13 protein-coding genes are annotated in these 12031 nt (G+C 43.6%); 8 read left to right on the top strand and 5 right to left on the bottom strand.

Annotation, left to right across the window (positions count from 1 at the left end):
- The first annotated feature begins 7 nt into the window (after positions 1–7).
- The 4 genes from ACYVIC_RS03365 to rraA all read left to right on the top strand — a co-directional run bounded on the left by ACYVIC_RS03365 (position 8) and on the right by rraA (position 3451).
- Positions 8–1420, top strand: a complete 1413-nt coding sequence (locus tag ACYVIC_RS03365; protein WP_460857275.1) for an FAD-dependent oxidoreductase — start codon at positions 8–10, stop codon at positions 1418–1420.
- Positions 1421–1579: 159 nt separating this feature from the next.
- Positions 1580–2644: a sodium-dependent bicarbonate transport family permease gene (locus ACYVIC_RS03370; protein ID WP_460857277.1), complete on the top strand. Its 1065-nt coding sequence runs from the start codon at positions 1580–1582 to the stop codon at positions 2642–2644.
- Positions 2641–2955 (top strand): P-II family nitrogen regulator, encoded by a 315-nt coding sequence (locus tag ACYVIC_RS03375; RefSeq protein WP_460857279.1) that lies wholly within the window; start codon positions 2641–2643, stop codon positions 2953–2955. The genes ACYVIC_RS03370 and ACYVIC_RS03375 overlap by 4 nt, the downstream gene beginning before the upstream one ends.
- A 13-nt stretch (positions 2956–2968) precedes the next feature.
- Positions 2969–3451, top strand: a complete 483-nt coding sequence (rraA, locus tag ACYVIC_RS03380) for a ribonuclease E activity regulator RraA (protein ID WP_460857281.1) — start codon at positions 2969–2971, stop codon at positions 3449–3451.
- 51 nt (positions 3452–3502) lie between these two features.
- Here rraA and ACYVIC_RS03385 read toward each other — a convergent pair whose 3' ends face one another.
- The gene (locus ACYVIC_RS03385) at positions 3503–4888 is read right to left on the bottom strand and encodes a hypothetical protein (RefSeq protein WP_460857282.1); all 1386 of its coding nucleotides are present in this window, start codon (positions 4886–4888) and stop codon (positions 3503–3505) included.
- 142 nt (positions 4889–5030) lie between these two features.
- Here ACYVIC_RS03385 and ACYVIC_RS03390 point away from each other — a divergent pair, with 142 nt between their 5' ends.
- Complete coding sequence (locus ACYVIC_RS03390; RefSeq protein WP_460857564.1) at positions 5031–5168, top strand: RraA family protein; 138 nt, start codon at positions 5031–5033, stop codon at positions 5166–5168.
- A gap of 141 nt (positions 5169–5309) precedes the next feature.
- On the top strand, positions 5310–6311 hold the full coding sequence (locus ACYVIC_RS03395; RefSeq protein ID WP_460857284.1) for a hypothetical protein: 1002 nt from the start codon (positions 5310–5312) through the stop codon (positions 6309–6311).
- Positions 6312–6379: 68 nt separating this feature from the next.
- Here the strand turns inward: ACYVIC_RS03395 and ACYVIC_RS03400 are convergent, their stop codons facing one another.
- Positions 6380–6754 carry a nuclear transport factor 2 family protein gene (locus tag ACYVIC_RS03400; protein ID WP_460857286.1) on the bottom strand — a complete coding sequence of 125 codons (375 nt, stop codon included), beginning with the start codon at positions 6752–6754 and terminating at the stop codon, positions 6380–6382.
- Between the two features lie 186 nt (positions 6755–6940).
- On the opposite strand from ACYVIC_RS03400, the gene ACYVIC_RS03405 reads away from it, so the two are divergent.
- Positions 6941–7162, top strand: a complete 222-nt coding sequence (locus tag ACYVIC_RS03405) for an addiction module protein (RefSeq protein ID WP_460857288.1) — start codon at positions 6941–6943, stop codon at positions 7160–7162.
- A gap of 262 nt (positions 7163–7424) precedes the next feature.
- Here the strand turns inward: ACYVIC_RS03405 and drt3b are convergent, their stop codons facing one another.
- Both drt3b and drt3a read right to left on the bottom strand, forming a co-directional pair.
- Positions 7425–9368, bottom strand: a complete 1944-nt coding sequence (drt3b, locus tag ACYVIC_RS03410) for an antiviral reverse transcriptase Drt3b (RefSeq protein ID WP_460857289.1) — start codon at positions 9366–9368, stop codon at positions 7425–7427.
- A gap of 2 nt (positions 9369–9370) precedes the next feature.
- Complete coding sequence (gene drt3a, locus ACYVIC_RS03415; RefSeq protein WP_460857291.1) at positions 9371–10633, bottom strand: antiviral reverse transcriptase Drt3a; 1263 nt, start codon at positions 10631–10633, stop codon at positions 9371–9373.
- 455 nt (positions 10634–11088) lie between these two features.
- Here drt3a and ACYVIC_RS03420 point away from each other — a divergent pair, with 455 nt between their 5' ends.
- Positions 11089–11262 (top strand): hypothetical protein, encoded by a 174-nt coding sequence (locus tag ACYVIC_RS03420; RefSeq protein WP_460857292.1) that lies wholly within the window; start codon positions 11089–11091, stop codon positions 11260–11262.
- On the opposite strand, the gene ACYVIC_RS03425 is transcribed toward ACYVIC_RS03420, so the two are convergent.
- Positions 11263–11961 (bottom strand): transposase, encoded by a 699-nt coding sequence (locus tag ACYVIC_RS03425; RefSeq protein ID WP_460857294.1) that lies wholly within the window; start codon positions 11959–11961, stop codon positions 11263–11265. It abuts the gene before it with no gap.
- Positions 11962–12031 lie beyond the last annotated feature (70 nt).

Below are 12031 nucleotides of genomic sequence, written 5' to 3' on the forward strand. Positions count from 1 at the left end.
AGGCGTTATGGCACAGAATGTATACCAGTTTATTGACGTAAAACGGATTGATCCGCCAAAACGCTCGCATAGTGAACGTACCATCGAGTTTGTTGAAATTTATCAGCCGATGACCCACACCCAGGTTGAAGGCCAGGCCGATCGTTGCCTGGACTGCGGTAACCCTTACTGCGAATGGAAGTGCCCGGTGCACAACTATATTCCGCAGTGGTTAAAGCTGGCCAACGAAGGCAAAATTATTGAAGCGGCCGAGCTGGCGCATAAAACCAACAGCCTGCCGGAAGTATGCGGCCGGGTATGCCCGCAGGATCGTTTATGCGAAGGCGCCTGTACGCTAAACGAAGGCTTTGGCGCGGTAACCATCGGCAGTATTGAAAAATACATTACCGATAAAGCCTTTGAAATGGGCTGGCGGCCGGATTTATCCGCGGTAGTAAAAACCGAACGTCGCGTTGCCGTTATCGGCGCCGGCCCGGCCGGCCTCGCCTGTGCCGATGTGCTGGTACGCAATGGCGTAACCCCGGTGGTGTTCGACCGCTACCCGGAAATCGGCGGCCTGTTAACCTTTGGTATTCCGCCGTTTAAGCTGGAAAAAAGCGTACTGAGCCTGCGCCGTGAAATTTTTACCGATATGGGTATCGAGTTTCGCTTAAACACTAACGTCGGTGTCGATGTCAGCTTTGACAGCTTACTCAGCGAATACGACGCAGTGTTTTTAGCACTTGGTACCTATACGCCGATGAAAGGCGGTTTAACCAATGAAGACGCGCCTGGCGTATACGAAGCCCTGCCGTTTTTAATCGGTAATATCAATAATTTAATGGGCTGGCAAACCGAGCACCCGTACGTTAGCTTAAAAGATAAAACCGTAGTGGTATTAGGCGGTGGCGACACGGCAATGGACTGCGTACGCACCTCCATTCGCCAGGGCGCAACCAAGGTAAGCTGCGCCTACCGGCGCGACGAAGCCAATATGCCGGGCTCACGTAAGGAAGTACAAAACGCGCGCGAAGAAGGCGTGGAGTTTTTGTTTAACTTACAACCATTGGGTATCGAAGTAGACAGCAGCGGCAAGGTGTGTGGCGTTAAGGTAGTCACTACCGAGATGGGCGCGCCGGATAGCAAAGGCCGCAGAAGCCCGCAGCCGGTAGAGGGCTCCGAGCAAATACTGCCGGCCGATGCAGTGGTAATCGCCTTTGGTTTCCAACCCAGCCCGCCACAGTGGTTAGTAGACATGGGTGTTGAGCTGGACGCTAAAGGCCGTGTTATCGCCAGTGAAAAGAGTACCTATGCTATGCAAACCAACGAGCATAAAATCTTCGCCGGCGGCGATATGGTATTAGGCTCAGACTTAGTAGTAACCGCTATCGCTCAGGGCCGTAAGGCTGCTGAAGGTATTTTAGATTACCTGGAAGTGTAATAGCAGCCAACGGGCCCACAGCTGTGGCAAGGCCTTGGCTTAAAACAGATAATAGCTCCGATTGGGGCTATTTTTTTGCTGCCACAACAGAGTGTCAGACCAGTTTGCGCATTGTTGGCTTTAGCTATACCCTTGCGCCAGGTAAAAACAGAGGTAACTATGGAACAGATACTTAGCGTGGTCGATTTTTTTATTGCCAGCCTGCAAAAGCCCACCCTGGGCTTTTTGCTTGGCGGTATGCTTATCGCTGCGATGGGCAGCCGCTTAAGCATTCCCGAGCAGGTATATAAGTTTATTGTCATTGTGCTGCTGCTGAAAATTGGCTTGCAAGGCGGTATGGAAATTCGCAATGCCAATCTTACAGAGCTGCTGCTACCCGCATTTTTAGCCATGGTGACCGGTATTATTATTGTTGGTATTGGTAAATTTACCCTGGCAAAATTGCCCGGCGTAAAGGAGGCTGATGCCATTGCTACCGCAGGCTTATTTGGCGCGGTGTCAGCCTCTACCTTCGCAGCTGCCATGCTACACCTTGACGACGTCGGCATGAAATATGAAGCCTGGGTATCGGCACTTTATCCCTTTATGGATATACCGGCGCTGGTACTGGCTATTGTATTAGGCCGCCTGGCGAGCGAGCGCGATAAAGCCAAAACCAACAGCCAGTCAACACCGGGTACGGCTACAAAGCACAGTGAGCGCAAGCCGGTAAAAATTAAAGACATCATCGTTGAGAGTTTACAAGGTTCGGCGTTATCGGCTTTGGTGCTGGGTCTGTTTTTAGGTTTATTAACCAAACCAGAGCCGGTATTTGCATCGTTTTATGAGCCGCTATTTCGTGGTTTTCTATCAATACTGATGCTGATCATGGGCATCGAAGCCTGGCAGCGTTTAAGTGAACTGCGCCGCGTGGCCCACTGGTACGCCGTATATGCTTTAATCGCACCAATACTGCATGGTTTTGTTGGGTTTGGTTTAGGTATTATCGCCCACTACTTAACCGGTTTTAGCGCGGGTGGCACAGTTTTACTAGCAGTAATGGCCGCATCCAGTTCTGACATTTCCGGCCCGCCAACCCTGCGTGCCGGTATTCCTAAAGCAAACCCGTCAGCGTATATTGGTTCATCGACCAGTATTGGTACCCCTATCGCTATCGCCATTTGTATTCCGCTTTTTACGGCATTAGCAGAATGGTTTTTTAACACCCCGGGAGTGTCGCAATGAAACACAGTGCTTACCAGGTAAATATTCTGGCTGAAAAAATACTTGAAGAAGACATTATCGCCATGCTTGATGAAGAAGGTGCCAAGGGCTATACGGTATTAGAAGCCGGAGGTAACAGCGCATTGCATTTGCATCCTGCACAGCACGCATCCTTGATGGATGCCCTGCACATTATGAAAATTGAAGTAATAGTGCGTGAACCAGCCAAAGCCGAACATATAGCCGAGCGCCTGATGGACGAGTTTTTCAGTGATCAGCCCGGCATTGTTACCTTGTCTGAAGTTTGGGTGTACCGCACACAAAAATTCTAACCCGGAGCAACCTATGGCCAACTTTACCCTACCCGACCTCTGCGACGCCCATGCAGCTTTCATCCGTGTAGCTGAGCCTGTATTTCAAAACTACGGTGGCAAAACCGCCTTTGGTGGGCAAATTGTTACGGTGAAATGCTTTGAAGATAACTCCAAAGTAAAACAGCTGGTGGCGACACCGGGCCGGGGCAAGGTGCTGGTGGTTGACGGTGGCGGCTCTAAACGCCATGCACTGCTCGGCGATATGCTGGCCGAACAAGCGGCAGCCAATGGCTGGGAAGGTATTATTATCAACGGCTGTATTCGCGATATAGACGAGATACGCCAAACCCCGCTCGGCGTGCAGGCGCTGGGTATTCACCCGATGAAAACCGATAAGCGGGACTTAGGCGATATTAACGTAACAGTGACCTTCGCCGGGGTAGATTTTATCCCCGGCCAGTTTGTTTATGCCGATAATAATGGCGTGCTGGTGGCGACCAAACAGTTGGTGTAAGTAGTTACTTTAGCGCGTTAATACGCGCTAAAACCTGCCCAGTCCCGATGTCTACTGTTCATTCACAACGCGCAAATATACAGAGTTTTGTTCTGTCCACCTCCCGGCAAGGCGTTGTATACGAGGCAGTTTACTACGCGTAACATTATCCTTTAAATATTGTTCATAATCTTGCGATTGCTTATATCCCGTTAGACCAACCGAAAACTGCATAGGTTGAGCTGTGTTTATCTCGTTAAACACACTACCGTCTTCAGGCATCGGATCACGCGGGAACAAACTTTGCTTAGGGCCTGTAAACGTCCAACTAAACTCGCTGCCATCGTTTAATGTTGTTGTTAGCGATGTATAGACTGCAACATAATTAGTCATGTTACGTAAATCGTAATCAGCGCCATTTAATAAAACTATCTCCGTCAACAACTGTTCTAATTCAGTTTGCGGATTATCGTCCAGCAGAGATATTTCTAATTGCTCGGTTAGTGGCAAAGCATAATTGCGTATTTGAGTACGGTTGAACCAAAACCTAAACTTTTCAAAGTCATGACCAAATATATTGACGTTTTCTCTAACTGCCTGTTCATCATTAGCTAACGCGAATAAGCTGAGTACCTTATCTCCGTCTAATTCATCAAAAACCATAATTTTAGATTCCCAAAATGGAACATCTTGGCTTGAGCTTCCGTTTACAACGTTGTGTGATTGACGAACCCAGTTTAAGTTTGAGCCAGAGTCTATCGCAACATCAACAAACTTGGCATTTTGATTTAGATTTATTTCAAGTAGTTGACCAGGCTGATACCCTTTAAGATTACCTGCTGCTCCCACATATGAACCAGCACCCGATGTAGCTGTAAGAAGGGGCCAGTTTTTGCCAATTTCTCTGCAGATTGATACATCATCAGCTCTTTTCTGTCCAGGCATACCAGGCACAGTAAGATAGAAATTGTCTGTGCCTTTTACATGCCCTACTAATTGAGTATTCAAAAAAAGATCCGTCAAATCTGAGGTTAGCTGAATGCTTGTTTTGACACATTCACAACCTTCAGTCGCTGTTCCCGGGATAACAAATACTCCCAAGTCTCCTACTGGGTGTTGGGCAAAGGTGTTAACCAAAATATTGCGAACATCATTGCTGGTATTTTCGCTGATTATGCTGAAATTAATAACACTAGTTTGCTTAGGTATCGATACGCTAATTTGCCCCGCGGGGTCAGCCTGAGTTGTGCTAATAATTTGCCAATCATTATCGTATATAACTAGCTCAGCATTAGATGTCGGACGCTGAGTTTCACACACCGTGTTTTGCATTATTCTTGCGGTCAAATTTATAGTATCTGTTCCGGTTCCTGTTCCTGTTCCTGCGCCAGCATCTGGGCTTGAACCGCCGCAAGCTGTTAACAGCAATACAGCAAATGCAACTATAATTTTATTCATTAAGCTCACACTATCCCTGGTTGGTAAAAAAAACGCTCAGAGTATATTCGTTTGTATATAAATTTGTATATTCAATTAAAAATACAATCGGTGGAATAAATTTAACCCCTCGTTCGAACAACAGCGTTTCGACCGTTATCTAATTTGCTTTTATAGACGACCGACCTGTTTAGGCGATATCAACTTAACGGTAACCTTCGCCGGGGTCGATTTTATCCCCGGCCAGTTTGTTTATGCCGATAACAATGGCGTGTTGGTGGCAACTAAGCAGTTACTGTAACGCATGTTACTTAACGCTGCTTTTAATGCGGCTTTCCTGTAGCTGGCTGTTATTGTTTGAATTTTGTTACATTTCAACAGTGTAATTTAGTGTTTGGTTCATCTAAACTGCCCACCATTCATTCTGCGAGAGTGGTACAAGATGAAAATATTTTTAGGTTTACTGGCTGTTGTGGTCAGCTTTTCGAGCCTTGGCACAACCGTCAGACAGCAAGTCGATAAGTACTGGCAAGACAAGCAACTCACTGAAGCGGTAAGTTATTTAGCACCGTTGGCAAAGCAAAACCCTGATGATGCAGAGACGTTGGCATTGCTTGGTTATACCCAGGCAAAACATGCCTTGCAAACTAAAGATATGAGCTTACTAAAGCCTGCAGCGAAGAACTTGTCCAAAGCCGTTAGTCTGGATAACGATAATGCAGAATTCCAAAAATGGCATGCAAAAACAGTGTGTTTACAAATCGCTGAGTCTGGCATTTTTAGTGTGCGAAGTGCACTGAAGAGCTGCATGGCAAAATTGGAACGAGTGCTCGAGCTTACCCCCGCAGATACGGAAGTTATTGAGCGCCTTGCGATGCTTCATGTGACATTACCCTCTTTTATGGGTGGGCAGCTGGAGCGGGCATTAGAATTAACCGATATATTAAGAGGATTTGATGTGTTACGGGCTGACATTCTGCTGTTTGATATTCTAGCCGCGCAAAATAAACCGGCAGAGTTTAATCAGTTACTGGCGCAGTCTGAAGCATTAAGCAATAGACCTGAACCGTACTTAACCCGGGCAAAATTTTATCTTGAACAGCAAAAGTTTGACGAAGCGCTAGCTGATTTCCGTTTAGCGATTAGCTACGCTTCTCCAGATGACGAACAAACTAGAGCTACCAGGCTAAAAGCACTACTAGGCTTCGCCAGCGCAGCCATCGAGAATCAGTTACAGCTGGCAGATGGCGCTGAATATCTGCGCCAGTTTCAGCAACTCAATACTGATTTACACGACGCTGAGCAAGCAATGTTATTGCAAAGCCAGTTGCAGCTGTTGCAAGGCGAAACAGCTGCGGCCAAATTAGCTCTGACTGCTCTTAGTAAAGAGAGTACTTTTAAACATGTCCGGCAACAAAGCCGTAAGCTGTTAAAACAAATCTAATGTCGGCATAGTGCGTTGGTGGCGACTAAGCAGCTGGTGTTAGTTGCAGATTTATTTTTAGAGTGATTTTAGAATGGCTGGCACTGTGTGCCTTGATGAAACACCATCTGCCATTTTTCACCATCAAAACGGTAGAGTGAGCTTCGCACCGAGTAGCTTGGGCTATCGTTTTCTGGGCGCTGTATGGTGGCGCGGTAAGTCAACTGCGCTAGGCCTTCAACCAAAACTCTGCAGTCAAAATCTTGCTGGCTAATAACAGGCGGCATTTCAGCTGGCAGGCGCTCAAGCACATCGGCTTTACCAAAACAGCGGCCGGTAGCGGCAATCTCATAAAAATCATCGGCCAGATGGCGGTTTAGCAGTTCAACTGACAACCGCGTAGCGGGCTGAACCAACAACTGTTCCATTTCAATTAAATGCTGTTTAATGGTGTCGGTATGCACTTTTTATACTGCCCCCAGTTTAGCCAATCGAACCTGTTACGTTCACCGGAGTATATTCCATCCCTGCTCAGTATTGCTATGCGGACAACAACGGCAGAATGTTGGCAACAGCAAAACCGTTGCTGGTTTGAGTTATCCGAGCGCTGTTGCTAAGCTCCACTTAGGTTATTTACAACGGCCAGTTTTATGATTACCGCTGAACAAATCAAACAACTTTCTACCGCCGAAAAACTACAGGTGATGGAAACCTTGTGGCAAGAGCTTACCGCTGAAGGTGCCGACCAGCTGGCCTCCGCAGCCTGGCATAAGCAGGCTTTGCAGCAGACTGAGTATGCCGGCAGAGAAGGTGATGAAGTTACCCACGATTGGGAGCTGGCAAAACATAGTTTGCGTAGTAAATTCCGCTGAAAATACAGGCTTACTTGCGTAGTTTTGACCTTTGCGATTTTAGTTAGCTACGATCCCATTCTCCTAGCTTGAATATGTCTGTAGTATGTGAGGGGAAAGTAGAGAATGATGGCGCTGTAAGGTGTGTGTACTTGCGTACCGCCAAACCATACATCTTTTCATCTGTAATAATTTGTGGAGCACCTAATGGTGCTTAAAATCAAAGATTGCTAACACAATTCATTGATTTGATACAGTCGCCATCGAAAACAAAATTAATACATCAATAACCAAATAGCAAGTTGTTTTTGGACGCAAGTCCATCTAACACAATTTGGTCATCCCAACAAACAAACCATCTGTTAGTAACAAGCTGTTCGAGAAAATGAGCAGACTCCTCCGTAGAAAGTGCTCGTCCATATAGAACCTTCTCAAGTTTTAATGCCCATGATTTTCTGTTTTTAATATCAATATACGGGCATGACATTGAGTCAAGGAGCAGGAAACAGATTCTAGCATCAAAACTAACCCGGTCAATTCGAGTAAGCCTTTTGTTAATTTCTTTAGTAATTTCGGATCTTATTTGATTGTATTCTTCGTGATTCTTTATATAAAAAAGTACAGCCATTATGTTGAAATAGTCAAAACAATCCTCTCGATCTATGTAGTTATTGGCGCTGCTTTTAAGACTATCCAAACCAAACACTTCTTTAACTTTTTTAGGAGATAGAAGGTATTCACTCCCCATGGAGCTGGAGACACAGAGCAGGTTAGCAAATTCAATAGGAACGAAAAAATTAGAACTATTTTCTCGCTGTGTTACAACGCAGCTTTCAAAAAATTCTTTAATAAGCGAGCTAACCTCTAATACTAAAGCATCAACTTCCTCTGGGCTTCTCTCTTTATACAAAGTGTGCAAGATATTGCATATCGAACACAACTTAACACTGTTATTAGATGTCGAAGAAACGTTAAAAAGATGAAATGCGATATCAAGGAGTATCAGAAGTGCATTTCTGACATCTGGAAAGTTTTCATGTACATAATATTTCCCACTCGCCACTTCCAAAAATTTATTATGCAATGCTGCGATAACATACCCACACATAACAGCGTAAGCCTTTTTGTCTTGAAATGCTGCCGCCATCACCTTATCAATAAACTTCCTCTTTATTTTACCTGGTTTTCTAACCTCAATAGCTTTTCCATCTTTAAACTCAAAAACCGTATTGAACAACCAAGAAATAGCTTCACCAGTCTGCAACTTTGCTCTCGTAACTCCAGTAATAAATGGCCTTTCGCTTTTTACGGTTTTACTCTCATTAAGATGTAGTTTATAAAATCTAAGCTTACTCTCTAGAACTGAGAAAATTTTTTCCAAGACTGAGTCTTTTGAAGCAAATATCAAATAATCATCAAGGTAACGCTTTATGTCATAATCAACCGACATTTCATACCCATATTTTTTAAGCTCTTCCAACACTTCATTATCAATAGCTTGCAATATGATTTCAGCAAATATCCTACTAACCTCATTACCAATTATTATGCCATTTGTTTCATTAAAATTTGACCTCTGCATAAGCTGATCAAAAAACTTAGCAAAATCTGAATTGGCTCTGGTTTCTTTTGCAAAAGCTTTGCCTTTGACTGCCCAGGAAATCGAGTGAGTATAAATATTTTCAAAAAACCTAGAGATATCTAAAGACCAGAATTTGGCATATTTACGCTCCAAAGCCAGAAACTCTTTTGACTCAAAAAACTTGTTAAGCCGAGTGTAGCGTTGATAAGAAAAATACGTTGACGCAGGTCTATCTTGGCTTGCAGCAGGCTTAGACTCATCGTAATAACACAAAGTTGATACTTTAAAAGGCGCTCTAATGGTAAATCCACTTGCCGTAGTATTATTAATAATTCTCTGCTCAAACGTCTGATATAAATCAACCATTTGATTCTGTGATGCGGGATGCAGTATACCTAAATGCCTTAATCCACCGTTAGATTTTAGAATTGAATATTTTAGTGGTACAAAGTCCCTGTCATCAGATTTTGATATAAAAATAGACTCAATTAATTTTTTCTTAAACTCGCTAACTTCTTCAGACTTATGATATCCATCCATATGAGAATAAAACCAATAGTTACTGAATATCACAGGAACATCTTCCGGAGAAGTCTCTGATAACAATACTCGATTGAAATCACTTTTTTTGACTAAAAATTTCATAATCAGCTCCAAGCCCTCTTTATTTCTTTGAAGTCTAGGTAGCTTAATCTGCAAAACTCCCTGTTTTGAAACCCCCTTTCAAAACTGTGCTTGGCCAATCCCTTTCTAGTGCTATACGCGAGAGATCTTTTAATTCTTTTGCTCAATCTAGAGCGATTCCCAAACAGTAAATTCTTATAAAAATTATCAAGCTCCTTCAGGCCTTCGTATTGATCGATGAAGTTGTAGTTGTGATAAATACCAGAGTATATATTTGGCGCACTTGATGAACTTTCGAGAAGAAAGTTTTTTGAAAGAAACTTCATCCTCTTATTCAGCAGCTGAATATCTGCATCATTCGCTCTATTGGATGAAAGAGCTGCGGCAAAACTACAAACTATACGTTTTTTTATTTTTTTTATTTTATTTTTCGCTATAGAAACTTTCACACTCCGTCTTTTAAATTCAATATTTCGTCCGACTGAATCCTCTGCTCTTTCTATGTTGAATTGATATCCAAGAAAGTCAAAAGAGATCTCTTTAGCTTGCTTTGAAGGCGCTTTTTCGATTTGTTCGAAAGTAACTTTATCGCCGGAAGTGTGAAATTCCAATGTAAGAGGGAGAGATGAATCTTGTAACCTCTCCTTCATGAGGTTCCTATTTAGCAAAGGTGTAGAGATAACAATAATGTCATCCACAAATCTCGCGTAAAAAAGCACTTCTTTCATGGATTTGAGTTTAACATCGAAGTTATTCATCATAAGCTCAGACAAAGTTGAACTTATGCCCATCCCCCTTGGTAACCCCTTGACCCCAATCGAATCTAACTCTTCAAAAAGAGCTTCTAATATTTTCAGAGACTTTTTACTTAAAATAGAATCTGATTTTAACTTTCTAATTATCTCTCGCCTATCAAAAGACTCATAAAAGGATTTTACATCTAATCTATGAACTGAATAGTTGTAGCAATCTTTGAGATGTGAAAGCAAAAGCTGTATCGTGAACTTTCTATCATTGCAACGCGTGCTATAGTTCCTTTCGATGTTTTTCACTAATAAATTGTGCGCCAAAATAGCTTTCGGTTCATTAAGCATCCACGCATCTTTCCCTTTCACTTTTACGTTAGAGATTGCTGCAGTCCAGATCGAATTATTATTAATATCAAAGACAGAATTCACAGCGACTGTGTCAAGAGTTGCCGGATGCTTAAATTCACTTATTTTTAAAAGATTTCTATAGCGGACAGCTTTCCTCAAATTTCCCGCAATGTAAGCCTTCTCGTTCATTCTCGCTCCTTGCCCTACTCTAATATTGGTATCCCTCAGAGGTCAGATCTGGCCTTTTGCCACAAAGCCGCCAGTTCGATATATCAGCCGAAAAACAACTACCACCTTTACCTTAAACTTAAACACCGTCAAGTATTTAAATCAGCTAAGTCTTTTATGGCTTTAATTTGCTTTGCCACGGCCAACGGTAACAAAGCCATGTTGCTATTTTGGCACCGAATAAAACCAACGAACTTCTGATTTAATGCTGATATTGTCGTTTTCTGGTTATTTTTTATTCTAAAAGTTTATTCAGGCGTTAATTAAAACCTGCTTCAATAAGAATAGAATTTTCTACTCCGTGTAATCCCAGTTTATTAAGCAACCGCAAAACCCGGCTAGAAAGCTATTTTTCTGCTTGCTCACCACAGCCAAAATAGTTACTATTTTTTAACTTTTATTTACAAGGATGAAGCATGAAACAAGCAAGCCACCAACGTGCCGATCGCACTTACGCTCAGTTAAGAGAGCAAAGCCGGATGCTGATTACCGAGGAATTACCGGTACGGTTCCGTGACTCGGTTACTTTTGATGATATTAACGGCCGCGCTATGGCGCAGTTATCCCGCGGAAAAAGGGGTCGGAGCTAATTAAGCTCCATCCCGTTTCGCTGCTGGTCTACCTGGCCCGCATTTACCCAGCCGCACACCGAGCGCTTGCTCGATTTCAGCTCGAAAGCGCTCGCCACCTAATGGGTAATTGTGCGTTAAACTCTGGCGGATATTCTCAAGTTCAACCGAGTTGAGTTCTGTTGAAAACAGCGCTTGGTAAGCCTGATATCGGCTTTCACTGTTATCGCCCAATCCAAGGTACAACGGATGTGGTGTCAGACAGCTAATCGGCTTGCCTAATCCATGATGCTGATAGCTTGACCAATGATACTCTGCCGGATGCAGCACCATTTTTGCCCGAACCGGGTTTAGCTCTATGTAGCGCTGGCATTGCAGTAAATATTGCTCACTATCTATCAGGCTGGCTTTGTGCCGCCCCTCAAACAGGGTGCCACTTCTCCGGTAGTGTTTGTTAATATAACGTACATAGTCTCGACCAACACTTTGCATCACTCGCGAGATACCTTCTGCGTCGTTTGGTGTCATTAACAGGTGAACGTGATTGGTCATTAACACAAAAGCATGCAAGTGCACGTTGTATCGCTGCAATGCTGCCTGCAGGCTGTTTATGTAATAACCAAAATCGTCATCACAGAAAAAGCAGGCTTGGCGATTGTTACCGCGTTGTACGATATGACAAGGAATATTTTTGAGGTAAAACCGGGGTTTTCGAGCCATCTTGACAAACCATTGTTACTATTATGCAACAAGTGTAGACTACGCGCTATTTATTAGCTCCGACCCCTTT

This window comes from Rheinheimera gaetbuli (assembly GCF_054781935.1).